Annotated in this window: 25 protein-coding genes and 1 tRNA gene; 5 read left to right on the top strand and 21 right to left on the bottom strand. The window is 65.0% G+C overall.

Translation table 11 applies throughout. The features are described 5' to 3' along the window. Positions 1-70: 70 nt before the first annotated feature. The gene (gene trhA, locus QFZ36_RS19170) at positions 71-817 is read left to right on the top strand and encodes a PAQR family membrane homeostasis protein TrhA (protein ID WP_373427055.1); all 747 of its coding nucleotides are present in this window, start codon (positions 71-73) and stop codon (positions 815-817) included. A 4-nt stretch (positions 818-821) separates the two neighbouring features. Here trhA and QFZ36_RS19165 read toward each other — a convergent pair whose 3' ends face one another. Continuing rightward, the gene (locus tag QFZ36_RS19165) at positions 822-1,187 is read right to left on the bottom strand and encodes a hypothetical protein (protein WP_306638681.1); all 366 of its coding nucleotides are present in this window, start codon (positions 1,185-1,187) and stop codon (positions 822-824) included. Positions 1,188-1,285: 98 nt separating this feature from the next. Next, complete coding sequence (gene mca / locus QFZ36_RS19160; RefSeq protein ID WP_306638679.1) at positions 1,286-2,203, bottom strand: mycothiol conjugate amidase Mca; 918 nt, start codon at positions 2,201-2,203, stop codon at positions 1,286-1,288. Between the two features lie 229 nt (positions 2,204-2,432). On the opposite strand from mca, the gene QFZ36_RS19155 reads away from it, so the two are divergent. Further along, a complete protein-coding gene (locus tag QFZ36_RS19155; protein WP_306639281.1) occupies positions 2,433-2,786 on the top strand; it encodes a DUF4307 domain-containing protein in 354 nt (117 codons plus the stop codon). Positions 2,787-2,937: 151 nt separating this feature from the next. Then, on the top strand, positions 2,938-3,432 hold the full coding sequence (gene greA, locus QFZ36_RS19150) for a transcription elongation factor GreA (protein WP_306638677.1): 495 nt from the start codon (positions 2,938-2,940) through the stop codon (positions 3,430-3,432). A 90-nt stretch (positions 3,433-3,522) separates the two neighbouring features. Here greA and QFZ36_RS19145 read toward each other — a convergent pair whose 3' ends face one another. From QFZ36_RS19145 to QFZ36_RS19130, 4 genes are read right to left on the bottom strand one after another with little or no spacing between them, the layout of a single operon-like run. Beyond that, the gene (locus QFZ36_RS19145) at positions 3,523-4,143 is read right to left on the bottom strand and encodes a rhomboid family intramembrane serine protease (RefSeq protein WP_306638676.1); all 621 of its coding nucleotides are present in this window, start codon (positions 4,141-4,143) and stop codon (positions 3,523-3,525) included. An 8-nt stretch (positions 4,144-4,151) separates the two neighbouring features. Further along, a complete protein-coding gene (gene ilvA, locus QFZ36_RS19140) occupies positions 4,152-5,390 on the bottom strand; it encodes a threonine ammonia-lyase (protein WP_142044464.1) in 1,239 nt (412 codons plus the stop codon). A 3-nt stretch (positions 5,391-5,393) separates the two neighbouring features. Continuing rightward, positions 5,394-6,737: an AI-2E family transporter gene (locus tag QFZ36_RS19135; RefSeq protein WP_306638674.1), complete on the bottom strand. Its 1,344-nt coding sequence runs from the start codon at positions 6,735-6,737 to the stop codon at positions 5,394-5,396. 39 nt (positions 6,738-6,776) lie between these two features. Then, the gene (locus QFZ36_RS19130) at positions 6,777-7,736 is read right to left on the bottom strand and encodes an aldose 1-epimerase family protein (RefSeq protein WP_306638672.1); all 960 of its coding nucleotides are present in this window, start codon (positions 7,734-7,736) and stop codon (positions 6,777-6,779) included. A gap of 131 nt (positions 7,737-7,867) precedes the next feature. Between QFZ36_RS19130 and galT the strand changes: the two genes are divergently transcribed. Further along, positions 7,868-9,028 carry a galactose-1-phosphate uridylyltransferase gene (gene galT, locus QFZ36_RS19125; RefSeq protein WP_306638670.1) on the top strand — a complete coding sequence of 387 codons (1,161 nt, stop codon included), beginning with the start codon at positions 7,868-7,870 and terminating at the stop codon, positions 9,026-9,028. Then, positions 9,025-10,212, top strand: a complete 1,188-nt coding sequence (gene galK, locus QFZ36_RS19120) for a galactokinase (RefSeq protein ID WP_306638669.1) — start codon at positions 9,025-9,027, stop codon at positions 10,210-10,212. The genes galT and galK overlap by 4 nt, the downstream gene beginning before the upstream one ends. A 96-nt stretch (positions 10,213-10,308) precedes the next feature. Here galK and QFZ36_RS19115 read toward each other — a convergent pair whose 3' ends face one another. From QFZ36_RS19115 to QFZ36_RS19045, 15 genes are all read right to left on the bottom strand, one after another. Continuing rightward, positions 10,309-11,220: a Bax inhibitor-1/YccA family protein gene (locus QFZ36_RS19115; RefSeq protein WP_306638667.1), complete on the bottom strand. Its 912-nt coding sequence runs from the start codon at positions 11,218-11,220 to the stop codon at positions 10,309-10,311. Positions 11,221-11,357: 137 nt separating this feature from the next. Continuing rightward, positions 11,358-12,071, bottom strand: coding sequence for an ABC transporter ATP-binding protein (locus QFZ36_RS19110; RefSeq protein ID WP_306638665.1), 714 nt, complete (start codon positions 12,069-12,071; stop codon positions 11,358-11,360). After that, on the bottom strand, positions 12,058-13,005 hold the full coding sequence (locus QFZ36_RS19105; protein WP_306638664.1) for an ABC transporter ATP-binding protein: 948 nt from the start codon (positions 13,003-13,005) through the stop codon (positions 12,058-12,060). Before QFZ36_RS19105 ends, QFZ36_RS19110 begins: the two co-directional genes overlap by 14 nt. Next, the gene (locus tag QFZ36_RS19100; RefSeq protein ID WP_306638662.1) at positions 13,002-14,252 is read right to left on the bottom strand and encodes a branched-chain amino acid ABC transporter permease; all 1,251 of its coding nucleotides are present in this window, start codon (positions 14,250-14,252) and stop codon (positions 13,002-13,004) included. The genes QFZ36_RS19105 and QFZ36_RS19100 overlap by 4 nt, the downstream gene beginning before the upstream one ends. Next, positions 14,249-15,256, bottom strand: coding sequence for a branched-chain amino acid ABC transporter permease (locus QFZ36_RS19095; RefSeq protein ID WP_306638660.1), 1,008 nt, complete (start codon positions 15,254-15,256; stop codon positions 14,249-14,251). Before QFZ36_RS19095 ends, QFZ36_RS19100 begins: the two co-directional genes overlap by 4 nt. Positions 15,257-15,385: 129 nt before the next feature. Beyond that, entirely contained in the window at positions 15,386-16,618 is a 1,233-nt protein-coding gene (locus QFZ36_RS19090; RefSeq protein ID WP_306638658.1) for a branched-chain amino acid ABC transporter substrate-binding protein, read from the bottom strand. A gap of 235 nt (positions 16,619-16,853) precedes the next feature. Then, positions 16,854-16,927: transfer RNA gene (locus tag QFZ36_RS19085), tRNA-Leu, on the bottom strand. A 20-nt stretch (positions 16,928-16,947) separates the two neighbouring features. Further along, a complete protein-coding gene (locus QFZ36_RS19080) occupies positions 16,948-17,931 on the bottom strand; it encodes an N-acetyltransferase (RefSeq protein ID WP_306638656.1) in 984 nt (327 codons plus the stop codon). A 155-nt stretch (positions 17,932-18,086) separates the two neighbouring features. Next, entirely contained in the window at positions 18,087-19,577 is a 1,491-nt protein-coding gene (locus QFZ36_RS19075; RefSeq protein ID WP_306638655.1) for an NAD(P)/FAD-dependent oxidoreductase, read from the bottom strand. 59 nt (positions 19,578-19,636) lie between these two features. Beyond that, a complete protein-coding gene (locus QFZ36_RS19070; protein WP_306638654.1) occupies positions 19,637-21,022 on the bottom strand; it encodes a S8 family serine peptidase in 1,386 nt (461 codons plus the stop codon). 6 nt (positions 21,023-21,028) lie between these two features. Beyond that, complete coding sequence (locus tag QFZ36_RS19065) at positions 21,029-21,976, bottom strand: Ppx/GppA phosphatase family protein (protein ID WP_306638652.1); 948 nt, start codon at positions 21,974-21,976, stop codon at positions 21,029-21,031. Further along, positions 21,973-22,644, bottom strand: coding sequence for a DUF501 domain-containing protein (locus QFZ36_RS19060; RefSeq protein ID WP_306638650.1), 672 nt, complete (start codon positions 22,642-22,644; stop codon positions 21,973-21,975). The genes QFZ36_RS19065 and QFZ36_RS19060 overlap by 4 nt, the downstream gene beginning before the upstream one ends. 28 nt (positions 22,645-22,672) lie before the next feature. After that, on the bottom strand, positions 22,673-23,389 hold the full coding sequence (locus tag QFZ36_RS19055; RefSeq protein WP_306638648.1) for an FtsB family cell division protein: 717 nt from the start codon (positions 23,387-23,389) through the stop codon (positions 22,673-22,675). A gap of 121 nt (positions 23,390-23,510) precedes the next feature. Next, a complete protein-coding gene (gene eno / locus QFZ36_RS19050) occupies positions 23,511-24,791 on the bottom strand; it encodes a phosphopyruvate hydratase (protein ID WP_306638646.1) in 1,281 nt (426 codons plus the stop codon). A 133-nt stretch (positions 24,792-24,924) separates the two neighbouring features. After that, positions 24,925-25,605, bottom strand: a complete 681-nt coding sequence (locus QFZ36_RS19045; RefSeq protein ID WP_306639280.1) for a MazG nucleotide pyrophosphohydrolase domain-containing protein — start codon at positions 25,603-25,605, stop codon at positions 24,925-24,927. Positions 25,606-25,722 lie beyond the last annotated feature (117 nt).

Below are 25,722 nucleotides of genomic sequence, written 5' to 3'. Positions count from 1 at the left end.
GGGCCGGAATCGCATGCACCTCCATTGCTACTTGCGGGTAACTTACTGAGGCGTAAGTTATTCTGGAGCAATGAACAGCGACACCCCGGACGCTCCCCGGACGCCGCAACAGAACGGCAAGACAAGCGCCGGAAACGGCCCCGCAACGAACGCTGCGGACGAGGCCGCAGTCCGGTTGGCCGGGCTCCTGATGATCAAGCCCAAGTGGCGCGGCTGGATCCATACAATGACCGCTCCGCTGGCCCTGGTGGCGGGCATCGTCCTCGTGGCGCTGGCCCCGACGATGGACCGCAAGGTCACCTCATCAGTCTTTGCCGCCACGGGGGTGCTGCTGTTCGGCATCAGCGCCATTTACCATCGCGGCAACTGGTCCCCGAAGGTGAAGATGGTCCTCAAACGGCTGGACCACACCAACATCATGCTGGTGATCGCAGGGACCTACACACCGCTGGCCTGGACCCTCCTGGAACGGCCCCAGGCTGTCCTGCTCCTCTGGGTCATCTGGTCCGGCGCCGTCCTGGGCGTGCTGTTCCGGCTGCTGTGGACGGATGCGCCGCGCTGGCTCTATGTTCCGATCTACATCGCCCTGGGTTGCGGATCGCTGTTCTATCTTCCGCAGTTCTTCCAGGCGAACATTCCTGCCGCCGTCCTCATCTGCGTGGGCGGGGCGCTCTACATCACCGGGGCGGTCTTTTACGCGCTGAAGAAGCCGAACTTCAGCTACCACCACTTTGGCTTCCACGAACTGTTCCATGCGCTGACCGTGGTTGCCTTCGCCGCGCACTTCGCGGCAATAACCCTGGCCGTGCTCAGCTAGCCAGTTACTGGCGGCGGCTGCCGGGACCCGCGTCCGCGCCGCCGTCGGCCGGTCCCTGGAAGGAATCGCCGGCCTCTGGATCTGCCGCAGGCCCCGCCACGGCAGATCCCGCCTCGGCAGCGTCTGCCGCTTCGATGTCAGCTGCCGAAGCAGCCGCAATGCGCTCTTCCTCCACCTGCGCCCGGTAACGGACGCGCCGGATCCGCCGGACCATGTCCACAATGAGCAATGCCGTGGCTACCACAAAAAATGCCGTCATAATAAAGCCCAGGAGGCCTGGCGTTACCTGGTCCTGCGTAATTCCCTCGCGCAGTGACGGCGTGGGCTGGGGCGTGGGGGTGGTGGCCAGGCTGAGGAGCAGACGTTGCACGTTGAATACCTTCTATGGAACGGGTGTCAGCAGGCAGCAGATACAGCAGCCCTGGTCCGGGCACTTCTTCTACGCGGCATAGAAATTGCCTGCCGGTTCTATCTTAGCCCCGCGAACAGGTCCTTTTCCGGCAGCTCAGACTGCACCCGGGAGCTGATCAGCGAATAGTCCTCCCACGGCCACGCCCGGCGCTGCATCTCCGGGGAGACAGCGAAGAAGAACCCCAGCGGGTCCACCTGTGTCCTGTGCGCCCGCAAGGCGTCGTCGCGCACTTCAAAGAAGTCGCCGCAGTCCACCTGGGTGGTGGTGGGGTGGGGGGCCGGCGGCGGAGTGTGGCCTTCGGCGTCGGACTCCAGCCACGCGGCGAGCCGCTCCGCGTACGGCGATTGAAGGCCGGCCTCCTCCAGGGCGAAATGAAGGGCACGGAAACGCTCGGGGCTGAAGGCCCGGTCGTAGTACAGCTTCCCCGGCTCCCACGGTTCGCCCGCCTCCGGGTAGCGCGTCGGATCACCCGCGGCATCGAAGGCTTCAACGGCCACGCGGTGGGCCATGATGTGGTCCGGGTGGGGGTAGCCGCCGTTTTCGTCGTAGCTGAGGATCACGTGCGGCTTGAAGGACCGGACCAGGCGTACCAGCGGAGCGGCAGCATGATGCAGCGGCAGCGTGGCGAAAGAACCCGCCGGCAAGGGCGGCAGCGGATCGCCCTCGGGCAGGCCCGAGTCCACAAAGCCCAGCCACCGCTGCTTGATGCCCAGGATCGCGGCGGCCCGCTCCATTTCCAGGCGCCGCGCACCGGCCATGTCCCGCTTGGGGTGCGGCTCGCCTTCCACTGCCGGGTTCTGGATGTCCCCGCGTGACCCGTCGGTGCAGGTGGCCACCATGACTTCCACGCCTGAGGCAGCGTACTTCGCCATGGTGGCGGCACCCTTGCTGGACTCGTCGTCCGGGTGGGCGTGGACGGCGAGCAGCCGGAGCGGGCCGTGCTCCCACTTCGGGGTGTTGCTGGACGCTGTCATCGAAGGACTGCTCCTCTATTCTTAGTTGCGGCTTGTGGCTGCTGTTCGTATCGCTGAGCGGGGCCGCTAAACCGGCGCTCCGCCGGACGGGAAGGCCCCCGCGGATGGGCACTAAACTGGTCTGGTGACTTCCCCGGACCAGCCGGCCCCATCCGAGCCCGCGAACACTAGCCTAGCCAATCGTTATGGCGCCCAAAAGCGCAGGCTCTCCCCTGCTTCAAAGCGGGCCATCGGTGGTGCTGCACTGGCCGCAGGGATCGGATTCATGGCCTGGGTCTCCACATCGAACTCCCTCACCACCGTGAGCTTCAAAGACATCGGCTATGCCACCGCTGACGCCACGCTGGCCGAGGTGGACTTCCAGGTCACAAGGGAGCCGGGAACGGCCGTCCAGTGCGCCATTAAGGCGCTGGACTCCAAGTTCGCCGTCGTGGGCTGGAAAGTCGTGGACATCCCGCCGTCAGAGGCTGAGGAAACAGCCGACGGCGGCCGGACGGTTTCGCAACGGGTTCCGGTCCGTACAGAGTCCCTTTCCGTCTCCGGCGTGGTGGACAGCTGCTGGATTCCGGGCAACCCGGGCTGAAAGATGTGATCCGTGCCGCTCCCAGGTTCGGTTAAACCCACGGGATTGACTACAATGGAGCAATACCTTTACCCCGCTGAGCTGGTTACTGTTCCACAAGTGGCCACCGTGGCGGGGTCTTTTGCATGTAGGACCATTAGAGGAGAAGTCCGTGTCTACCACCAACAGCGCAGCTGCAGCCTGGCTTACCCAGGAAGCTTTTGACCGCCTGAAGGCAGAGCTGGACCACCTTTCCGGCCCTGGCCGGGCAGAGATCGTCCAGAAGATTGAAGCAGCCCGGCAGGAGGGTGACCTGAAGGAAAACGGCGGCTACCACGCCGCCAAGGAGGAACAGGGCAAGATCGAAGCCCGTATCCGCCAGCTGACGGTGCTGCTCCGCGATGCCCACGTGGGTGAGGCTCCGGCCGATGACGGAATCGTGGAGCCCGGCATGATCGTGGTTGCCAGGATCGCCGGTGACGAAGAAACCTTCCTGCTCGGCTCCCGTGAAATCGCCGGCGATTCCGATATCGACGTCTTCAGCGAAAAGTCACCGCTGGGCGCTGCCATCCTTGGCCACAAGGAAGGCGAGACGCTCAGCTACACGGCGCCCAACGGCAAGGACATCAAAGTAGAGATCCTTTCCGCCAAGCCGTACGCCGGATAGCGGCAAGAACAGACAAAAGCGCCGGCCGCCCCGAGGGGCGGCCGGCGCTTTTGCTTTGGGTTCAGAACTGTCCGGGGATATCGACGGCGGTCAGAAGTCGTTGCCCGCCCCGGCCCCGCGGGGGCGAAGGAGCAGCGCCGCCACCACTCCCCCGGCAGCACCTCCGAGGTGGGCCTGCCAGGAGACGTAGTTGGTAACAAACGGCAGTACACCCAGCAGGATGCTCCCGTAGCCCATGAACAGCACAACGGCCAGGAGGATCTGGCGCCAGCTGCGGTTGAAAAACCCGCGGACCAGCAGGAAGGCGAACAGTCCGAAAACGAGGCCCGAGGAACCCACCGTGATTCCGGCGGTTCCGATCAGCCAGACTGTCAGTCCCGATCCGAGCCAGCTGAAGGCCAGGGCCGTCAGGAAGACCCGCAGTCCGGACAGGAAGACCAGGAAGCCGAAAATTATCAGCGGCAGGCTGTTGGACAACAGATGGTTCAGGTTGGCGTGCAGGAGCGGGAAGGTGAAGATGTCCAGCAGCCCGTCGGCGCTCCGGGGCCGCAGCCCGAACGTCCGGTTGAGCGAGCGCAGCATCAGCGCATTGAACAGTTCGATGGCAAAGAGGAGCGCCACAAAGCTGCCCAGTACCAGCAGCCCGCCTTTTGCCCGGGCGGCAATGGTGCGCCGGTCTCCGAAACCCCTGTTGTCCGTCAGTCCGGCCATCAGGCCTCCTAGTGCACCACGATGGGCTGGAAACCCTCGGCCCGGAGCGCGCTGAGCACCTGCTCGCCGTGCTCGTGGCCCTTGGTTTCCAGGTTGACGGTGATGGAGACATCCCCCATGCTGATTGACCCGCCCACGCGTGTGTGGTCCAGGCCGGTGACGTTCGCGTCGTTCTCGGCGATGATCCTGGCGATGGTGGCCAGCGAACCCGGGCGGTCGTCGAGCATCATGCGGACAGTCATGTAGCGGCCCGCGGCGGAGAGGCCGCGCTGGATGACCTTCAGCATCAGCATGGGGTCGATGTTGCCGCCCGAGAGGACCACTGCGGTGGTTCCGGGATTTTCGATCTTGCCGTCCATGAGGGCGGCCACACCTACGGCACCGGCCGGCTCAACCACCATCTTCGCCCGCTCGAGCAGGAAAATCAGGGCGCGTGCCAGGGAGTCCTCGCTGACCGTCACCACATCGTCCACCAACTCACGGATGATGCTGAAGGGCAGCTGGCCGGGCCGGCCCACGGCAATGCCGTCGGCCATGGTGGATACCTTTTTCAGGGGCACCAGTGCATCAGCAGCGAGTGAGGGCGGGTAGGCTGCGGCGTTCTCCGCCTGCACGCCGATGATGCGGATTTCCCGGCCCAGTTCCTTGGCGCGTGCTTTGATGGCGACGGCGACACCGGCGAGGAGCCCCCCGCCGCCGACGCCCATGAGGACGGTGTCCACGTTGGGCACCTGTTCCAATATTTCCAGTCCCAGTGTTCCCTGCCCGGCAACGACGTCCACGTTGTCGAACGGGTGGACAAAGACTGTGCCGGTCTCGTTGCTGTAGCGCTGGGCTTCGGCCAGCGCCTCGTCCACATTGTGTCCGTGCAGGATGACCTCCGCACCGTGGCTGCGGGTGGCGGCGAGCTTGGGCAGGGCCACGCCGAGCGGCATGTAGATGCGGGCTTTGATCCCCAGGCTCTTGGCGGCCACTGCGACGCCTTGGGCGTGGTTGCCTGCAGAAGCGGCCACCACGCCGCGCTTCTTTTCTTCCGGCGACAGGCGGGCCATCCGGACGTAGGCGCCACGGACCTTGAACGAGCCTGCGCGCTGCAGGTTCTCGCACTTGAAGTAGACGTCTCCGCCCACAAGCTTACCCAGGGCACGTGATGATTCCACGGGGGTCCGCGCAATAATCCCGTCGAGCAGCTTCTGCGCCTCCAGGACATCGTCCAGCGTGACGGGAAGGGTTTCAAGGATGTTCACGGACTAATCTCCTCTGGATTTCGGCCCCGGCGCCGCGTCGTTGGTACGGACGCCGGGATGTTCTGCGTTTGTGCCGGCCGCGGCGTCGTTACCGTCCCTGAGGGCATCCGGCGGGTCAACTTGCGTAATGGTGTTGTCCGGGCCGACGCCGGCCGCAACGGAGCCGCCGGGCGCTGCCAGCACCTGTTCATGTTCCCACGTTCTGGCGGCGATGTAGCGAATGGCCGAGTTTGAGACGGCGAGGATGGGCACCGAGAACAGGGCGCCGGGGATCCCGGCCAGGTAGGAGCCGGCCGCAACGGAAAGGATCACCGCCACCGGGTGGAGCGAAACGGCTTTGCCCATGACCAGCGGCTGGAGGATGTGGCCTTCCAGTTGCTGGACCAGCAGCACTATGGCCAGCATGATCAGTGCGTTGACGGGGCCGTTGGCAACAAGAGCCAGCAGCACAGCAATGATGCCGGTCAGCAGTGCACCGACTACCGGGATAAAGGAACCCAGGAACACCAGCACACCCAGCGGAAGCGCCAGGGGAACGCCGATGATGGCGGCGCCAACACCAATGCCCACGGCGTCCACCATTGCGACGAACATCTGAATGCGGGCGTAACTGACCATCGAGGACCAGCCCTTGCGGCCTGCGCCGAACGCCGCGGCCCGGGCCTTTCGAGGCAGTAGCCGGACCAGGAACGCCCAGATGCGGTCGCCTTCGAGGAGGAAGAAAATCAGGATAAACAGCGCCAGGAGCATTCCCGCGGCAAAGTGGCCGGCGGTGCTGCCAAAGGACAGGGCCCCGCTGAGGATGCTGCTGCTGTTGTTCTGCAGGGCATCGGTGGCTTCCTTGACGTACTGGTCAATCTGGGCGGCGGTCAGGTGGAGGGGCCCGGCCGAAAGCCAGTCCTGGACCTGCTTCACGCCTTCCAGCGCCTGCGACCAGAGCTCACCGAATCCAATGAGGAGCTGCCTGCCCACCAGTGCCAGCGCTCCGGCAATAAGTCCGATAAACCCGAGGACAGTCACGGCCACGGCCAGGCCGCCGGGAAGTCCCCGGCGCCGCAGCCAGGAGGTCACGGGGCTGAGGAGGCCGGCGAGGAGCGCGGCGACCATCACCGGGATGATCAGGAAACTTACCTGGCGCAGCAGCCAGACCAGCGCGCCGCCCACCAGGAGGATGAGCCCGAGCCGCCAGGCCCAGGACGCGGCGATGCGCACCCCGTACGGAATGTCCTTATCCAGTTCACGGTCCGTCAGGACCCGCAGCGGCGGACCTGTCTGGGCCAGTGGGGCGGCGGGTTGCCGTACTGGCGGTTGAGGGTCGGGCGTAACGGGATCCTCGGCTGGCGTCATAGCCTTATACTTCCGCAGCCGTGGCCGAATGGGAAACTGCTACCCCGCGGCGCCCGGGCTGTAGTCGATTCCCCACGACATGGTGAAGGATTCCCCGGGCGGCAGCCAGCGGAGGCCGTGCCCGGAGTTGAAGGCATTCGCCGGCCCCGTCATGGGTTCGACTGCCACCGCACGGTTCCGGCCGGGGTACTGCGTACTCAGGTAGACGTGCACGAACTGGCAGGATTCGTCCTGCCAGAGGCTGACCTGACGGCCGTCACGCGCTGCCAGGGTGTGGCGCGCCTTGCCCCCTTCGAACTGCAGGCCGGTCAAGGCAACGTCCACGCTCAGCGGCGCAACGTGCAGCCCGGCCCGGAAGTCCGTATCCCCCTGGACCGGAGCACCGCTGCGCGGGATCAGGCGCTCATCGGCGAGCAGTTGAGTGTCAGCGGAAACCGTCAGCACCAGATCTTCGACAGGCGTGTCACCAAGCCGGAGGTACGGGTGGGCTCCGAGGACAAACGGCGCCGGGGACTTCGCGTCATTAACGAGCGTCTGGCGGACAACAAGCCCAAGGTCTTCCGCGAGGAGGTACTGCACCCGGTGGCGCGCCAGGAAAGGGTAGCCGTGCTGGGGAAAGATGGTGGCCTCAAGCGTGACCGAGTGCTGCGACTCGTCGACCAGCGCATAGGAGGCGTTCCGGAGGAGGCCGTGGCTGGCGTTGTTCCGGGCCACCTCGGTAATGTCCAGCTGCTGCTTCCTGCCGTCCAGGAACCACTGTCCGTCTTCAACCCTGTTGGCCCAGGGAGCCAGGGTTATGCCGCAGCCGCCAAGCGGAATCTGGTCATCGCCGTAGGTCTCCGTCAGCTGCACTCCTCCCCTGCTGTACAGGCGGAGCCCGGCAGCCAGCTCGGTGACAACAGCGAGGGCATCCCCGCGGCGGAGCTCATACTGCCGGCCCGTGGCATACGCCCGGTAGCCTGAAGAAACGCTGGTTTCAAGGGATGAATCGGAACTCATGAGCAATACCGTACAGCCCCACTCCTGTCCCTGCACTCCAGCCGGGTGTTACTTTTTGTTTGTTTCTATTCTCTTTTGAGCGGGGTGTGGCAGAATATTGTTAAGTTGCTGCACCACCAAAGGACGGATTCATGACGGGAATCACCAGTACCAGGCTCTCCGACGGTAGGGAATTGATCTACTTCGACGACGCCCACGCCCCGAAGACGCGCACGGCGGAGACCACCACGGACCACCGCGGCCTCCCGGCGCGGGGGGAACCGGGAGAAGCCCGTTTTGATGCCCTGACCGGTGAGTGGGTTGCTGTTGCTGCGCACCGCCAGAGCCGCACGCACCTGCCGCCGGCGGACCAGTGCCCCATTTGCCCCACCACCGCCAGCAACCCTTCGGAGATTCCCGCTGACGACTACGACGTGGTGGTGTTCGAGAACCGCTTCCCGTCGCTGGGCCCGGCCCTCGGGACGGTCCCGGCGGAAGCTGCCTGGGGGACAACGGTGCCCGCTTATGGGCGCTGTGAGGTGGTGGCCTTCACGCCTGCCCACACCGGGTCCTTCAGCGGGCTGACAGAGGCCCGTTCCCGCACTGTCATCGAGGCATGGGCACAGCGCACCGAGGCCCTGAGCGCACTGCCGGGCATCAAGCAGGTGTTTCCCTTTGAAAACCGCGGCGCGGATATCGGCGTGACACTGCACCACCCGCACGGCCAGATTTATGCGTACCCGTATGTGACCCCGCGGGCCGGAGTCCTCGGTGCGGCGGCCCGCAAGTTTTACGATGCCGCGGACGGCAGGGAAACGCTTACGGGCTCGCTGCTTCGCTCCGAACGCGAGGACGGCAGCCGGATGGTCCTGGAGGGCGAGAACTTCAGCGCCTATGTCCCTTTCGCTGCCCGCTGGCCCCTCGAAATCCACCTGGTTCCCCACCGCCAGGTCCCGGACCTGGCGGCGCTCGGCGGGGAGGAAAAGGACGAACTGGCACACATCTACCTGGACCTGCTCAAACGCCTAGACGCCCTCTACCCCACCCCCACGCCGTACATCTCGGCGTGGCACCAGGCACCCCTGGACCCACTGCTGCGCCCCGCAAGCTACCTGCACCTGCAGCTGACCTCGCCGCGCCGGGCTGCCGACAAGCTGAAGTTCCTCGCCGGGTCGGAGGCCGCCATGGGTGCCTTCATCAATGACACCACCCCGGAAAGTGTGGCCGAGCGGCTGCGCAACGTCACCGTTCCGGCCTCCACCCCATCCCCCGCTGCCCTTCAGGCAGCCCTTCCTGAAGGAGCCACCGCGTGAGCGCCGTTCCCGATTCCTTTACCACCCCCGGACCGGCCGGTACCGAGGATCTCGCCGCCCGGTTCAGCCGGGAGTTCGGCAGCGTTCCTGCCGGGATCTGGCAGGCGCCGGGCCGGGTCAACCTGATCGGCGAGCACACCGACTACAACGAGGGATTTGTGCTGCCGTTCGCCATTGACCGGACTGCCCGGGTGGCCGTAGGGGTCCGGGGCGATTCCACGGTGCGGCTGCTTTCCACCTACGGGGACCAGGGCGTAGTGACCACTTCGCTGGATTCCCTGGAGCCGGGCTCGGCCAAAGGCTGGACTAAGTACCCCTTGGGAGTCATGTGGGCTCTGCGCCAGCGGGGTATCGACGTTCCCGGCATCGACCTGCTGCTGGAATCAAGTGTTCCACTCGGGGCAGGGCTCTCCTCGTCGCATGCCATCGAGTGCGCGGTCATCTCGGCACTAAACGATCTGACGGGCGCCGGGCTGAAGGCGGAGGAAATGGTCCTGGCTACGCAGCTGGCTGAGAACGACTTCGTGGGCGCCCCCACCGGAATTATGGACCAGTCAGCATCGTTGCGCGGTTCAAAAGGCCACGCCGTATTCCTGGATTGCCGGAACCAGGATGTCAGCCTGGTTCCCTTCGAAACGGAACCGGCGGACCTGGTGATGCTGGTGATCGACACCAAGGTCTCGCACTCCCATGCCGACGGCGGTTACGCGTCCCGGCGTGCCTCGTGTGAACTGGGCGCCGAGGTCCTCGGAGTCAAGGCCCTGCGGGACGTCCAGGTGGGTGACCTTGAGGAGGCCGCCGGCCTCCTGGACGAAGTGACGTTCCGCCGGGTCCGCCATGTGGTCACAGAGAACGACCGGGTCCTCCAGACCGTGGAATACCTCGCGGCCGATGGGCCTGCCTCGATCGGCGCCCTGTTGGACGCAAGCCACGTCTCGATGCGCGACGACTTTGAAATTTCCTGCCCGGAACTGGATCTTGCCGTGGACACGTCCCGCGCCAATGGTGCCATCGGCGCCCGCATGACCGGTGGCGGTTTCGGTGGCGCCGCCATCGCCCTCACGCCGGTCAACGTCGAGCAAAAGGTGCGTGACGCCGTCGTCAAAGCTTTTGCCGGCGCCGGTTTCACCGCACCGGACATCTTCACCGTGACGCCGGCGGCCGGCGCCATGCGTATCGCTTAGATCGCTAAACGACTGTGGGCCCACCTTGCGGTGGGGCCCACAGTCGTTTTCGCAGTTGCCCGTTAGGGCGTGCGACGGCGGTATGCAGTTCTGCGGTCAGTCGTCCCCGCGCAGGATGGCCAGCAGGCGGATGATTTCCACGTACAGCCAGACGAGGGTGACGGTGAGGCCGAAGGCGGCCGTCCAGGAGAACCGCTGCGGGGCTCCGCTGCGGACGCCGGCCTCGATGCTGGTGAAGTCCATGATCAGGGAGAACGCGGCCAGGCCGATGGCGAAGACGCCGATGAGGACGCCAACGATGCCGCTGCGCAGGCCGAACGGCTCCTGGGTTACTCCGGTAAGCATCATGACCAGGTTGACCAGCGAGAACAGGGCGTAACCCGCGATCGCGATCATAAAGAAGCGCATGGCCTTGGGCGTGGCCCGGACCTTGCCGCTCTTGAACAGCAGCAGCGTCACTGCAAACACGGAGAGAGTACCTACCACTGCCTGCAGGCCGACACCCGGGTACTGGGTGTCCAGGATGCGGGTCAGGCCGCCGAGGAAGAGGCCTTCCAGTCCGGCGTAGGCAAGGATGAGCGCCGGTGAGGGCTGCTTCTTGAACGTGTTGACCAGGGCCAGAACGAAGCCGCCCAGGGCACCGACAATCATCAGCAGCGAGGCGAGGCCCAGGCCGACGGTGAGCGTGACGGCCGCGCCTACGATGACGGCACCGAGGCAGAGTGCGGTCTTGACAATGACGTCGTCGAACGTCATCCGGCCGGTGTCCGCCGGGCCTGCTGCAGGCTGGTTGTACATCTGCTGCAGCTGTTCGTCGGTCATGGGCCGCTGCCCGTAGCCCTGCTGGCCGTACGGAGCCTGGCCATACGGCTGCTGCCCGTAAGGCGCCTGGCCGTAGGGAGCCTGGCCATAAGGAGCCCGGCCGTAAGGCGCCTGCGGGACAGGCGGTGCCTGGGTGGCTCCACGGAAGCTCTTTCCGTTAAAGATCGGGTTGCCGCCAAGTGCCATTGCGGGATTCCTCCATTTGATGGGTGAGTTGTGAACTCCTAGGTTCACGCTACCAATTTTCACGTGGGGGCACCGCTAAAAGTTCCCGCTACTGCTCTGGTGCAACCCAACCGTGACCGGCGCGGCAGCTGCTCCCCCTAACCGACGCCCAGGTAGGCCTCCTTGACGGAAGGATTTGCCAGGAGCTCCTTGCCCGTCCCGCTATGCGTGATCTGCCCTGTCTCCAAAACGAATGCACGATGCGCGCCGGCAAGGGCCTGGTTTGCGTTCTGCTCCACCATCAGGACAGTGGTGCCCTGGTTGTTGATTTCCCTGATGATTTTGAAGATCTGGCGGATGAATTGCGGGGCCAGCCCCATGGAGGGTTCATCCAGCAGCAGTAGCTTGGGGCTGGACATCAATGCCCTGCCGATGGCCAGCATCTGCTGCTCACCGCCGGACATGGTGCCGCCGAGCTGCTTTTCCCGCTCTTTCAATCGGGGGAACAGATCAAACACGCGGTCCAGGTCCTTGGAGACCCCGCTCCTGTCCTTCCGGCCGAACGTTCCCATGTCCAGGTTCTCCCTGACCGTCATGCCGGGAAAGATGCCGCGCCCTTCGGGGGCCTGCGAGATTCCCTGCACCACCCGGAGGTGGGCTTTCATTTTCGTGATGTCCTCACCGGCGAATTTGATCTTCCCGCCGGCACAGTTGAGCAGGCCGGAGATGGTCCGCATGGTGGTGGTCTTGCCGGCACCGTTGGCGCCAATGAGTGCCACCACCTCGCCTTCATTGACCGTAAAGGACATCTCCCGGATCGCCCGGATCCGTCCGTAGTAGACCGAAACACCTTCGACTTCAAGCAAGGTCATCTTCAGGCTCTCCCAAGTAAGCCGCAATCACTCGCGGGTCTTCGCGGATTTCGTGCGGCAATCCGTCAGCGATTTTCTTGCCGAATTCCAGGACAACGATCCGGTCCGTCACTCCCATGACCAACTTCATGTCATGTTCAATCAGGAGAACTGTATATCCCTCGTCCCTGATGGTCCGGATGAGCGCCATCAGTTCTTCTTTTTCCGCCGGGTTGAACCCTGCTGCCGGTTCGTCCAGGCACAACACCTTCGGATCCGTGGCCAGCGCCCTCGCGATTTCGAGCCTGCGCTGGTAACCGTAAGGCAGGTGGCGGGAGAGGAAGTGGGCGTGGTCGGCAATGCCGACGAAGTCCAGGAGCGCCATCCCCCGTTCGATGGCCGACTTTTCCTCCCTGGTGTGGGTTGGCAGGCGCAGCAACGCTCCGCCAACACTGGTCCGGTGCCGGGCGTCCAGGCCCACCACCACGTTTTCCAGCGCCGTCATCTCACCGAACAGCCTGATGTTCTGGAAGGTCCGTGAGAGGCCCAGCCGTGTGATTCTGTGTTGCTTAAGGCCATTCAGGGCCTGTCCTTCAAGCAGCACCTTTCCGCTGGTGGGCTTGTAGACACCCGTCATGGCATTGAAGCAGGTGGTCTTGCCGGCCCCATTCGGACCGATGAGTCCGAGGATCTCTCCTCGTTTGATGTTGAAGCTGATGTTATCCAGCGCCACCAGGCCACCGAACTTGATGGTCAGGTTTTGAACCTCAACAATGTTATCCCCCACCTCCACTGCGATGTCGCGGTCCGGGGCAACCTTCTCCGCCAGGTCCTGGTCCACCCCTGCCTCTGCCAGGGCCTCAATATCCATCCCTGGGGCTACGGCAACCGACGGGTCCACGTCAGCAGGTTCCGGGACTGCACTGGAACCGGTGGCCGCCTTTTCCGCGCTCATGCTTCCGCTCCTCTCTGGCCGCCCGTGGGTGTCCCGGTAGCGGAAGGCCCGCTACCGGGCGCCGTCGGCTCCTTGCCGTCCCTGCCGGAAGCCTTGTTAAAGGCGGTCCGGCCGTAGGCGAGCAGCCGCTGACGGGCCGGGAGCAGCCCCTGCGAGCGGAAGATCATGATGAGTACCAGGGCGATACCGAAGATCAGGTACTTGTACTCTGCGATGGCCGTGAACCTCAAGGGAATATAGCTCACCAGGGCCCCGCCCAGGATGGCGCCCACCTTGTTGCCCGCTCCGCCCAGCACAACGGCAGCCAGGAAGAGGATGGATGTCGTGACATCGAATTTCTGGTTGTTGACGAACCCGACCTGGCCGGCAAACAGCGCGCCGGAAAGGCCGCCTACCGCAGCGCCGATGGCGAAGGCCCAGACCTTGTATTTGAAGGTTGGCACGCCCATTATTTCAGCCGCGTCCTCGTCCTCCCGGATGGCAATCCAAGCCCGCCCCACCCGGCTGCGTTCGAGGTTGCCCACCAGGAGCGTAATGATGATGATGATGGTCAGGGTCAACCAGTACCAGGGCACACCGTTGGAATTGGAAAAGATGGGAGCCCCGTCCGCTGCCGTCCCTGGCGGGTGGCCCACGTTCTGGAAACCCACCTGGCCCTTCATCGCAGGAATGATCGTGGCAAGAATGCGCACAATTTCGCCGAACCCGAGGGTCACGATGGCAAGGTAGTCGCCGCGCAGCCGAAGCGTGGGCACGCCGAGCACCACGCCGAAAAACATTGTCACAGCCATGGCCACCGGAATGGTCCACAGGTACGGAATGTGCAGGAAAGGCGAGTCAGGGCTGGTGAGCATCGCCGCGCAGTAGGAACCCACAGCAAAGAAGGCCACATAACCCAGGTCCAGCAGGCCCGCGTACCCAACCACCACGTTGAGTCCAACAGCCACCAGCGCGAAGCGGGCCATGTCAAAGCAAGCCAAGGCAAAGTTATTGCCGGGCTCTGTGGTGATGATGGGCGGGTTCAACAAGGGCAACAAGTAGGCCAGCACCACAACAACGATCAGGAAGGCCCACTGTTGCTGGCGTGAGAGCGCATTCCAGCGCTCGGACAGCGCTCCGCGCTTGCGCCCGCCGCCACGTCTGGGGGTGACGCTTCTCCCCGGGCTGGTTTCGGCAGCCTCACGGTCCACGGCTGCCTGCTTCGCCGCGGCCGTTTGAAGAGGCGTGGGCCCGTCAGTCATGCTCATGCTTTGCTCCTTCCAAGGGAAGTACCCAGGATGCCTTGCGGTCTCAGCAGCAACACCAGGACCAGGACCACGAATGCCACAACATCAGTCCATTGCGAATTACCCAGCAGGATCTGTCCCCAGTTGCCGATCAGGCCCAGGAGCAGTCCGCCCAGGAGCGCGCCGCGGACGTTGCCGATGCCACCAAGCACCGCGGCAGCAAAGGCTTTGATCCCCAAGATGAATCCACCGCTGTACTGGACACCGGACGGAATTTTCATGACGTAGAACAAGGCGGCGGCTCCCGCCAACAGACCACCAATAACGAAGGTGGTAATAATGATCCGCTCTTTGTTCACGCCCATCAACGTCGCCGTATCCGGGTCCTGGGCCACCGCACGAATACCGCGGCCGGTGCGTGACTTGCTGATGAAGCGCTCAATGCCCACCATCATGATGACGGCAGCGATGATGATGAGCAGCTGCTGCGAATCCACGATCGTTCCGAAGACGTCGAAGATGGGTGTAGGCCGGAACATGGTCAGCGCAAGCTCGGGGCTCGGTCCACGCCAAAGGTAGATCAGGTACTGGATGGTGAAGGAAGCGCCGATTGCGGTGATCAGGAACACCAGTCGTGGGGCGTTGCGCTTCCGCAGCGGTTTATAGGCGATCCTTTCCAGCAGGAAGGCCGTCACCGCCGAGGCGGCCATCGCGACCACCAGCGCCAACAGAAGGTTGAGCACGATCGCCAGGATACCCAGGCGGGGAACGGAGGGTCCGAAGCCCAGGTTGCTGAGGGTGAAGAAAACGGCATAACAGCCAACGATGAATACTTCCGAGTGGGCGAAATTGATCAGGTTCAAGACGCCGTAGACCAGCGTGTAGCCCAGCGCGACGAGCGCGTAGATAGCTCCAAAGGTCAGGCCGTCAAACGTGGCACTCCAGAAGTTCTGCTGGAGAGACGGGATATCAAACGTTATCCAGTCATTTTCGATGGGGGGTAAATGGACAAGCAGGGGAAGCATGGGGAACATCCTGATCCAGTAGCATGCGGCCGCCGGGTCGGCGGTGATGGGTATGGTCTCTTTGTCGCCGAATCACGAAAAGGCTGTGGGGCCGCATCTGCTGGCCCCACAGCCGATTTCATGGAGTTGTTACTCGCCGATCGGGCCGACAGGAACGATCTTGGCGTTCTCGACCTTGTAGCCGTAGACCGTAGGCGCCTGGAGTTCTCCCTTGGCATCCCACTTGTAGTGCTTGCTCAGCCCGTCCTTGTCGTAGGACTTGACCCAGGCCAGCAGATCCGGCCGGGACTGCTTGCCCGCATCGATTCCGGAGAGGAGTACGGTTGCTGCATCGTAGCCCTCAATGGAGTATGTGCCAGGCGCAGCGCCCTTGGAAACTTCTTTGTAGGCTGAGGCGAAGTCAGGGATCAGCTCGCCCGGGATGCAGGGGCAGGTGAAGAAGGCGCCGTTGGAAGCGTCGCCCGCCTGCTTGATGAACTGATCGTCTTTGACACCGTCGGGAGCAACGAAGGTACCAGTGAAGCCCTTGCCGGAGAGTTGCTGGATGAACGGAGCGCCCTCAGCATAGTAGCCGGAGTAGAAAACAGCGTCCGCCTTGGCGTTGATGATCTTTGAGATAACCGCCGAGAAGTCCTTCTGCCCGGTGGTCACCTTATCCGAGCCAGCCAGGGCGTCCCCAAGTCCCTTAGTGGTTGACGTAGCGAGCCCGATGCCGTAGTCCGAGTCATCCTGGACCAGGTAGACCTTCTTGGCGCCCAGCTTTCCGGTCAGGAACTTGGCTGCGGCCGGCCCCTGCACGGCGTCATTACCCAGGCCGCGGAAGAACGTGCTCCAACCGTTTTCGGTCAGCGAGGGGTTTGTAGCGGACGGGGTGATGTGGACCAGTCCACGCTGTTCGAAAATATTGCCGGTCGCCTTGGATTCGCCGGAGAACGGGAGGCCGATGACACCGACAACTGCCTCTTCACTGACCAGTTGGGTTACCGGGCCCGTGGCCTTGTTCGGGTCGCCTTCAGTGTCGAACTTCTTGAACTGCACCTGGCAGCCCGGATTCGCCTGGTTGTGCTGGTTGATGGCCAACTGGATGCCGTTGAAGATGTTCACACCCAGCTGGGCGTTGGGGCCTGTTTGCGCACCCGCAAAAGCCAGGGTGGTGGTGGCTGGGCAGGTCGCTTTTCCATCTCCCTTGGGAAGGACGGCTGCCGAGGGAACATCCACCTTGGAAATGGCAGGAACGTCAACCTTGCCTCCAGCTGACGAAGTCTCGTTTGTGCCCGGGCCCGCTTGATTGGCGCAGGAGGACAGCAGCAGGCTGAGTGCAGCCGCTGTGGCAAACGAGGTGAAGACTTTCTTTCGGTACATAAACTTGCCTTCCGAAACAGGCCCATGGATGACGGGGATGCGAACGTGCCGGCGCCGTTGCGCCGAGGATCAGGTGTTCCTGAGTTAGCTTCAAGCTAATGCATATCCCATGCGAACATAAGTGACTGAGGTCACATCTATATAACGGTCGTTGCATATGCGAAATTAAACGCAGGAAGCCGCCCGCAGGGCGGACGGCTTCTTCATGCGCGGCCTCCAAGGCCGGCTCAGTTTGTACCCCAGGTGGGACTCGAACCCACAACACGCGGATTTTAAGTCCGCTGCCTCTGCCAATTGGGCTACTGGGGCAACGGCTCCATGGTATCCCGTCAGAGGCGGGTGAAGGGTTCGGCATACCGGAAGACGCCATGGACGCCGCCCGGCCACAGGGCGAGCGGCAGGAGCTGGAAATGGTCGCCCCACGCACCCTCGGGCGCGAGAACGCCCAGCGTGGCAGCAGCAACGAAGCCAAACCGCGGATAGTATTCGGGGCTGCCGAGGAGGGCGATGCCGCTCTCCCCCGCGGCGTTGGCCCGGGCAATGGTCTCCTTGATCAAGGCAGACCCGATGCCTTTTCTCTGCAGTCGCGGGGTGACGCCGATCGGGCCGAGGCCGAGGAGTTCGTGCCCGCCCACCCAGCCACGCGTGCTGATGACATGGCCCACCACCTCGCCGGCCAGCACCGCCACCACGCTGAAGCCTGGAAGGTACTCCTTGGCCTCGAACAGCTCGCGAAGCACCTTGACTTCCACGGGCTCCCCCTCGACGGGAAGACCGGTAGCCGGCGAAATGGCGAACGCCTCAGCCGTCAGGGCGAGGATAGCCTCCCGGTCGGCGGGGGTTTCATCGCGCAACTGCAGCTCAGGCACCGGTGGCCGCTCAGCCCTTTCCTGGAGCTGTCCCGGCACGTGGTGCTGCCGGCTGCGGGCGGAAAGTTCAGCCAGAACCTCCAGGGCCCGGGCTGCTTCGGCGACCGGGACCAGGAGGTGGTCGTGGTGGAAGCCTGCCAGTACGTTACAGCTGATCGTGGCGTCCGTGAGGGCCCTGCTGACTGCGGCAGTCAGCCCCACGGCTTCCAGTGCGGAGTGGATCTGCAAGGTGATCCAGGCGCCCACAAAGTCATAGGACAACCCTTCCTTGTCCGCCTCGGCCCTGGGCAGCACCACGGTAAGGCCTTCGGCCTCGCGGACCGCAGCCTCGATGCCGGGTGCCAGCGGCCGCCCATGCGGCCACAGGACGTAGACGTATTCACCCGTGCGCTGCACCGGGTGCATTCCTGCGAGCAGGGCCTGGAGGTTTTTCTCGCCAGTCATGCTGCCAGTCTAGGAGGCCGCAGGGCACGACGGCGGGACGCCCGGGCGGCAGGGCGAGCGCGCAGGGCGGCCGCAGGGGCTCAGCCGCACAGACGCAAACGGCAGCTATCCCCGGAAGGGGACAGCCGCCGTCGTGCGTTAAGGCAGAACCGGTTCTACTTGGCGTTGGCCGTAACCGATTCCTTCGGATCGACCTTCGTCTTTTCCGCCGAGCCTGCGCCGCCTGCGGGCGGTGCGGTGTCCGCAGCGGGTGCAGCGGGTGCAGCAGCCGGCTTGGGAGCCGGGGTGGCAGCTGCCACGAAGGCACCGCGCGGGTTGTCCAGGTCCATCAGCTGCGTGGTGTCGCGGCCCGCGAAGAAGCTGAGGATCCAGTTGAAGATCACACGGAACTTGCGCTCGAACGTGGGCATGGCCATGCCGTGGTAGCCGCGGTGGGCCAGCCAGGCGAGCCCGCCCTTGAGTCCGATGCTGCCCACGAGGTTGATGTTCGCAACACCCTTCCACTCGCCGAAGCCTGCAACAGCACCAAGGTTCTTGTGCTTGTAGTCCTTGAGCGGCTTCTCCCAGCGGGAGGCCCAGAGGTTCTTTGCGAGGCGCTTGGCCTGGCGGAGCGCGTGCTGGGCGTTGGGGACGCAGGTGCCGTCCGGGAGGCCCTTGCCGGTGAGGTCCGGGACAGCGGCGACGTCGCCGGCGGCCCAGGCGTTGTCGATGATGCCTTCGTCACCGGCGATGCGCAGGTCCGGCAGGACGCGGACGCGGCCGCGCGGCTCGAGCGGGAAGTCGGTGGAACGGACCATGGGGTTGGCCTGTACGCCGGCGGTCCACACAAGGGTGTCTGCTTCGAATTCCTGCGCCGGGGTCTTGTCCGGCAGGTTGATGAGCTTGAGGGCGCCTTCAGCGCTGTCCAGCGAGGTGTTCAGCAGGACCTCGATGCCGCGGCTGCGGAGGTGCTCCACAACCCATTCGGCCTGCTTGGCGGTAACTTCCGGCATGATCCGGCCCATGGCTTCCACCAGGACGAAGCGGACTTCCTCCTGTTTGATGCGCGGGTTGTTGCGGACGGCGGCCCGCGCGAGGTCCTCCATCTCGGTGATGCACTCGATGCCGGCAAAACCGCCACCCACCACCACGAAGGTGAGGGCCTTGGCGCGGGCAGCGGGATCGGTCATGGTGGAGGCCAGTTCGATGCGCTCCAGGACCTTGTTGCGGAGGGCAACAGCTTCCTCGATGGTCTTCAGGCCGATGCCCTTGTCCGCGAGGCCCTTGATGGGGAAGGTACGGGTGATGGCGCCGGCGGCCATGACGACGTCGAAGTACGGAACCTCGAAAGGCGCCCCACCGTCGGCGGGTGCCACCACGGCGGTGCGGTTGGCGTGGTCGATCGCGGTGACGCGGCCCTGGATCAGCTCAGTCTGCTGGAGGTGCTTGCGGTGGGAGACCACGGCATGGCGGGCCTCGATGTTGCCGCCGGCCACCTCGGGCAGGAAGGGCTGGTAGGTCATGTAGGGCAGTGGATCCACGAGGGTGACGATGCCACCGGCATTCGCGATCTTCTTCTGCAGTTTGAGTGCTACGTACAGGCCGACGTACCCGCCGCCGACGACGAGTACCCTGGGACGGTCCTGGAGCTCTGGGGTGGTTGCCATAGTTTCAAGGATACAGCAGTTTGTGAAAATCTTCACTAACTGTCCGGAAGGCTGCAAACTTAGGTTTTCCGGCCTGAATCCACCGTGCCAATCACGCCGGTGTCCGGCTCCTCCGGCAGCTCTCGCGGGTTCCTGGCAGCGCGCCTCAACTGGATGGCCGCTGCCGCGATAATGGCAACGAACAGCAGGCCGAAACCGATCACGACGGCGGCGCCCAGGGCACTGTCCCGCTGGGACGGCGGCTTCGCTGCGGGCACGGTGGCCTCCGGCAGGGTGGGCACTTCACTGGGGACCTCAGCGGTGGGCAGCGGAGCGGGCGTGGCCAGGTTTCCCCGGCGGTGGACCCGGATCCACTCGGCAATGGTGCCCAGCGGATTGGCCGACACTTCAGGAACGTCGTTCTTGAGCGCAGCCTCCGCGTTGAGCACGCCAAAGCCGTACAGGGGATCCTTGCCGGGGGCACCGGCGTCCTTGGCCGTGGCAACGATCCTGTTGATGACCTGCTTTGCGGTCATGTCCGGCCACTTGGACCGGATCAGTGCGGCGACGCCGGCAACAATGGGCGTGGAGCCGGAGGTCCCTGCCCATTCCGCGTAGCTGCCGCCGGGAACTCCGCCCAGCAGGTTCTCGGCGGGTGCAGCCACACCGATGCTGATTCCCTGCGAGGATGCATCGACACTGGCGGCTCCCTTGCGGTCCAGGCCGGCGACGGTGAGGACGCCCGGGATGGTGGCCGGGGCGCCCACCTGGATGTTGCCGCCCACCCGGTTGCCGGCAGCGGCCACAATCACCACGTCTTTTTGCTCGGCATACAGGAAGGCCGCATCCCAGCTCTGCGGCCACTGCGGGGTGGTGCTGCCGAGGGAGATGTTGATGACCTTGGCGCCGTTGTCCACCGCCCAGCGGACGGCTTCCGGGATCTGGTCCTGGTCGCTTTTGCCGGAGGGGTTCGTTGAACCCAGCCAGGTGGAGACGGAGAGGATCTGCGCCTCCGGGGCCACGCCCACGATTCCGTCAGGAGGAAGGGCTGCGGGTCCGGGCGACGGGCTGGCTGTGGAAGCGGCAGGCTGGTGGCCCCGCCCCGCGAGCATGGTTGCCACCAGGGTGCCGTGTTCGGTCTTGGAGCCCACCACTTTCTGGCCGTCAGGCTGCCCGGAGCCGGAGGCGTCGTAGCCGCCCACCACGGCTCCCTTGAGGTCCGGGTGCTTGGCGTCCACGCCGCTGTCGATCACGGCGACCTTCACGCCGGCGCCCTTGGAGACTTCCCAGGCTTTGGTGATTCCGGATTCCGCCAGCCAGTACTGCTTGTCGCGCCACTCGTCAGAGCGGGCTGCCGGTGCCGTGAACAGTCCCGTTCCAAGGCAGCAGGCGGCCAGGAGCAGTGCCAGCAGGGCCGCGCCGGCCCGCCCGGGCGGTGGTATCTTGCCGGTTGTTTGTTTCTGCATGGGCGGTCAGCCGATGCTCAGGGCGATGCCGTCGAGAATATCGTGTTCGCTGGCCGTGGCCGTCGAGATCCGCCCGCCGGTCAACCCGGCCAGCCGTTCGAGAATCCGGCCCCAGACCAGTCCGCCCGCGCCGATGACGTCCACCCGGCCGGGGTGCATATACGGCAGGGCGGCGCGGCGCGATCGGTCCATGGCCAGGAGATCGCCGGCTGCGGCACGGACAGTCTCCAAGGGCAGCTCAGTGCCGTGGATGGCGTCCGGCGAATATTCGGGCAGCCGCATGGCGTGAGCGGTGATGGTGGTGATGGATCCGGCAACGCCGACGACGGCGGTGGCGCGTTCCAGCGGAACGTCCTGCCGTGCGCGGGCGATGGCGTCGTCCACATCAGCCTGCGCGGCTGCGATCTGTTCCGCGGTGGGCGGGTCCTGGCGCAGGTGGCGTTCAGTGAGGCGGACGCATCCGATGTCCACGGATTTTGCCGCCGTCACCCCGGCTGCAGTGCCGAGGACGAACTCGGTGCTTCCGCCGCCGAGGTCCACTACCAGTACCTCCTGGCCGTCCAGGATGGGCAGGACGCTGCTGGCGCCGGCAAAGGACAAGGCGGCTTCCTCATCGCCGGAGATGACCTCGGGTTCCACGCCCAGCAGGGCGCGGATTCCGTCCACGAAGACGTCCCGGTTCCGGGCGTCACGGCTGGCCGAGGTGGCCACAAAGCGCACCTTCACCGCTTCGTGCTCCTTAATGAGCCGGGCATAATCGGCGGTGGCCGCAAAGGTGCGTTCCAGGGCTTCCGGAGCGAGTTCGCCGGTGGCGTCCACTCCCTGGCCCAGCCGGACCACCCGCATTTCGCGCACAACATCCGTGAGGGTGGTGGTCCCGTTGCTGCGCCCGATGTCCGCGATCAGGAGGCGGATGGAGTTGGTGCCGCAGTCGATGGCGGCCACGCGTGTCATTTCGCCGCCTCGGTGGTGCCGGAGGATTTCCGGACGGGTGCGGGGCGTCCCACGATGTCCGGCAGCCCCTGCGGGCCGTGGCGGCTCAGGTCCCTGGAGGGCGCTTCCCCGGAGGTATCCCAGGCGCCGTCGCAGTAGCACCGGTCTGCGGTCCACCACTCGCTGATGGCTGTAATGGCCCGGTCCCCGAGCGGGTTGACTCCGGGGCCGGCGGCCAGCGAGTGGCCCACCAGGACGTGGAGGCATTTGACGCGGGTGGGCATGCCGCCGGCAGAGATCCCGTCGATTTCGGGAACAGCCCCGATGCCGGAGCGCTCACCGATGGCGGCGCGGTCCGCGAGGTAGGCCTGGTGCGCGGAACGGTACGCGGCGGCGAGTTCCTCATCGCCGGCCAGCTGGTCATTCATCTCGTTCATCACGCCTGCCGCTTCCAGCCTGGAAACAGCCGAGGTGATGACGGGGTGCGTCAGGTAGAACGTGGTGGGAAATGGCGTTCCGTTGCCCAGGCGCGGAGCGGTGGCCGCCACCAGGGGATTGCCGCAGACGCAGCGTGCAGGAATTTCCACCACGTCACGCACCGGCCGTCCCAGTTGGCGGCTTAAGACTTCAAGGTCGTGTGCTGATGGTTGGCGGGATTCGTCCCGGGCGGCTGCCGTGTAGGGTTCCACTGTCGCTGGCCGTCCTTCCTGTTGCGGTTCAGTCTGTGGCCGCGCGCGTGATGGACTCCCACAGGGAATCCACCCACGGCAGATCGGCGGGGTCTTGTGCTGCTGCACCGGACTGGCTACTGCTTTCTCCGGCCGGCAGATCGCTGCCGAAGACCCAGTATCCGGTTTCGCCCGGCATAACCATGTTAATGCGGTCGCGGGCCTGCTGCTTCACGTAGTTGGGGTCCTGCCAGCGGGAGACCTGCTGGCGGAGGCTGTTGCCTTCGGCCTCGCGGGCAGCGATATCTGCGTTCAGGGCTGCTATTTCGGCCCGTTTGTCGAAGAAGATCTTGACCGTGGGTGCCAGCATGACGGTGATGGCAATCATCACCACGGCAAGTGCGAGCATGCGCCCGGAGAACGCCTTGGCGGGCACGGGCTGCTGCTCTTCGGCCGCTCCTGCGCCGGCCGTCCGGGCGGTGCCGTGGGCACCGCTCCCCTTCGCGCCGCCGTCGGACCCTTTTGCTGGGGGTGACCCCTTGGCCGGGCGTGAGCCGGGAGCCTTGTCCGCGATCGCAGTGCGGTGGTTGTCGCGTGCGGAGCCTGCAACAGGCGTCGAGGCTTCATGACCAGCGGGGCCGGCGCTTGGTTTTCCCTTGCCCGAACCAAAATCAGCGCGGATGACGTCGGCGGTCTCATGGGTTGCCTGCGTTGCGCCTGAACGGGGCGAGGCAACCTTGGGGACTTTGGGACGGCGGGTAGCCATGACACTCCTGAAACACGCAGCCTGCCTGGGGCCGCCACTAGCTGGGCTGGAACAATGCCGAAACAACAACGGTGGCTATGGTCTTTCAACCATAGCCACCGGTTATTGGTTTATGCGGCTACTAGCCCTTGAAACGCGGAAACGCGCTGCGGCCTGCGTAGCGTGCGGCGTCGTCGAGTTCCTCTTCGATGCGCAGCAGCTGGTTGTACTTGGCAACACGCTCGGAACGGGCCGGGGCGCCGGTCTTGATCTGGCCGGCGTTGGTGGCCACCGAGATGTCGGCGATGGTGGTGTCCTCGGTTTCGCCGGAGCGGTGCGAGGTGATGGTGGTGTAACCGGCGCGCTGGGCAAGGCTGACGGCATCGAGCGTCTCGGTGAGGGAGCCGATCTGGTTCACCTTGACCAGCAGGGAGTTGGCGGTCTTGGTGTCGATGCCGCGCTGCAGGATGGCGGGATTGGTGACGAAGAGGTCGTCACCGACCAGCTGGACCTTGTCGCCGATGGCGTCAGTGAGGGTCTTCCAGCCGTCCCAGTCGTTCTCGTCCAGCGGGTCTTCGATGGAGACCAGCGGGTAGTCGGCGACGAGTTCGCTGTAGTAGGCGCTCATCTCGGCGGAGGTCAGGGCCTTCCCTTCGAACTGGTAGGCACCATCCTTGAAGAACTCCGAGGAGGCGACGTCCAGGGCGAGGGCGATGTCCTTGCCCGGGGTGTAGCCGGCGTTCTTGATGGCTTCCTGGATCAGGTCCAGGGCTGCACGGTTGGACGGCAGGTTCGGCGCGAAGCCGCCTTCGTCGCCGAGGCCGGTGGACAGGCCCTTTTCCTTGAGCACGGACTTGAGGTTGTGGTAAACCTCGACGCCCCAGCGCAGGCCTTCGGAGAACGTCTCGGCACCGATCGGCACGATCATGAATTCCTGGATGTCCACGTCGGAGTCGGCGTGGGAGCCACCGTTGAGGATGTTCATCAGCGGGACCGGCAGGACGTGGGCGTTCGGGCCGCCCAGGTACTTGTACAGCGGCAGGTCAGCCGAGGCGGCGGCGGCGTTGGCCACGGCCAGGGAGACGCCGAGGATGGCGTTGGCGCCCAGCTTGCCCTTGTTCGGGGTGCCGTCCAGGTCCAGCATGGCCTGGTCGATGCTGCGCTGGTCGGTGGCGTCGAAACCGGTCAGGGCCGGAGCGATCTGGTCGATGATCGCGTCAACGGCCTTCTGGACGCCCTTGCCGAGGTAACGGCCCTTGTCGCCGTCACGCAGTTCAACGGCCTCGTGCTCGCCGGTGGAAGCACCGGAGGGGACTGCAGCGCGGCCGATCTGGCCGTCGGAAAGGAGAACTTCAACTTCTACGGTCGGGTTGCCGCGGGAATCGAGGATCTCGCGGGCGTGGATGGCATCGATAAGCGCCATGAATTTGCTCCTTATGGGCGATTAACGGGGGAAATACAGCTGAAAACTCGACGTACTCGTCAGGGACCAGCGTAGTCGAGAGTGGTCCGGGTTACGGAAACCTATCCAGCCCCCGGACGTCATGATGGTGCGGTTAACCCAGCGGGTGGTGCTGCTGGTAGTTCCGGACCGCGCCGCGGAGGGCACGCTCGGCGTCGTATCCGCCGGCGTGGGCGGAACGTACGACGGCGAGCAGCACCTCGCCGAGTTCTTCTTCCGACGCGAAGGGGCCGGTTTCCGCCGGTGGTTGGGCTTCCCCGGTTGCGACGGACCCAACCACCGGAGTGGCCCGTGCCGCACGGTCGATGGATTTTTGGGCCCGGGCCAGCGCCGGCAGGGCCACCGGGATCCCTGCGAAGGGGTCCTGCCGCTCCGGCCGCTCGGCCCGTTTCACCGAGTCCCACTTCTGCACGATCTCATCCACAGTGGCCGGGAAGCTGTCCTGCAGGGACCCGTCCGGGCGGAAGACATGGGGGTTGCGCCGGACCATCTTGGCATTCAAGCCGCGCGCCACGTCATCGAAATTGAAGGCGCCGCGCTCCTCCGCTAGGCGGGCGTGCAGTACCACCTGGAGCAGGACGTCGCCCAGCTCGCCCTGCAGTTCGGCGTCGAAGTGGGCCTCGCCCATGGTTGCGCCCGCGGTTCCTGCCTCGATGGTTTCGGCCACCTCGTAAGCCTCCTCGAGGAGGTACTCCACCAGGGACTCATGCGTCAGGGCGCCCGTCCAGGGACAGTGCTTGCGCAGCGCGGCGATAGTCCCCAGCAGCTCCCCCAGCTCGCAGGCTCGCCCGGGGACCCCTGCCGCTGTGGGCCCATTCCGCAGCTCCCCCAGCTCGCAGGCTCGCCCGGGGACCCCTGCCGCTGTGGGCCCATTCCGCAGCTCCCCCGCCGG

This window comes from Pseudarthrobacter siccitolerans, from assembly GCF_030823375.1.
In the GTDB taxonomy this organism is placed as follows: Bacteria; Actinomycetota; Actinomycetes; order Actinomycetales; family Micrococcaceae; genus Arthrobacter; species Arthrobacter siccitolerans_A.
Note: the sequence above shows the minus strand (reverse complement) of the source record. Positions and strands in the feature narration are given on the sequence as shown.

Excerpts from the sequence above, each read along its gene's own strand:
- QFZ36_RS19080 (WP_306638656.1), bottom strand. The coding sequence starts at position 17,931 with ATGACTGGCGAGAAAAACCTCCAGGCCCTGCTCGCAGGAATGCACCCG.
- trhA (WP_373427055.1), top strand. The coding sequence starts at position 71 with ATGAACAGCGACACCCCGGACGCTCCCCGGACGCCGCAACAGAACGGC.
- QFZ36_RS19130 (WP_306638672.1), bottom strand. The coding sequence starts at position 7,736 with ATGAGTTCCGATTCATCCCTTGAAACCAGCGTTTCTTCAGGCTACCGG.
- QFZ36_RS19090 (WP_306638658.1), bottom strand. The coding sequence starts at position 16,618 with ATGTACCGAAAGAAAGTCTTCACCTCGTTTGCCACAGCGGCTGCACTC.
- eno (WP_306638646.1), bottom strand. The coding sequence starts at position 24,791 with ATGGCGCTTATCGATGCCATCCACGCCCGCGAGATCCTCGATTCCCGC.
- galT (WP_306638670.1), top strand. The coding sequence starts at position 7,868 with ATGACGGGAATCACCAGTACCAGGCTCTCCGACGGTAGGGAATTGATC.
- QFZ36_RS19070 (WP_306638654.1), bottom strand. The coding sequence starts at position 21,022 with ATGCAGAAACAAACAACCGGCAAGATACCACCGCCCGGGCGGGCCGGC.
- QFZ36_RS19105 (WP_306638664.1), bottom strand. The coding sequence starts at position 13,005 with ATGAGCGCGGAAAAGGCGGCCACCGGTTCCAGTGCAGTCCCGGAACCT.
- QFZ36_RS19145 (WP_306638676.1), bottom strand. The coding sequence starts at position 4,143 with ATGGCCGGACTGACGGACAACAGGGGTTTCGGAGACCGGCGCACCATT.
- QFZ36_RS19095 (WP_306638660.1), bottom strand. The coding sequence starts at position 15,256 with ATGCTTCCCCTGCTTGTCCATTTACCCCCCATCGAAAATGACTGGATA.
- QFZ36_RS19055 (WP_306638648.1), bottom strand. The coding sequence starts at position 23,389 with ATGGCTACCCGCCGTCCCAAAGTCCCCAAGGTTGCCTCGCCCCGTTCA.
- QFZ36_RS19110 (WP_306638665.1), bottom strand. The coding sequence starts at position 12,071 with ATGACCTTGCTTGAAGTCGAAGGTGTTTCGGTCTACTACGGACGGATC.
- QFZ36_RS19075 (WP_306638655.1), bottom strand. The coding sequence starts at position 19,577 with ATGGCAACCACCCCAGAGCTCCAGGACCGTCCCAGGGTACTCGTCGTC.
- QFZ36_RS19065 (WP_306638652.1), bottom strand. The coding sequence starts at position 21,976 with ATGACACGCGTGGCCGCCATCGACTGCGGCACCAACTCCATCCGCCTC.
- mca (WP_306638679.1), bottom strand. The coding sequence starts at position 2,203 with ATGACAGCGTCCAGCAACACCCCGAAGTGGGAGCACGGCCCGCTCCGG.
- QFZ36_RS19100 (WP_306638662.1), bottom strand. The coding sequence starts at position 14,252 with ATGAGCATGACTGACGGGCCCACGCCTCTTCAAACGGCCGCGGCGAAG.
- QFZ36_RS19115 (WP_306638667.1), bottom strand. The coding sequence starts at position 11,220 with ATGGCACTTGGCGGCAACCCGATCTTTAACGGAAAGAGCTTCCGTGGA.
- QFZ36_RS19135 (WP_306638674.1), bottom strand. The coding sequence starts at position 6,737 with ATGACGCCAGCCGAGGATCCCGTTACGCCCGACCCTCAACCGCCAGTA.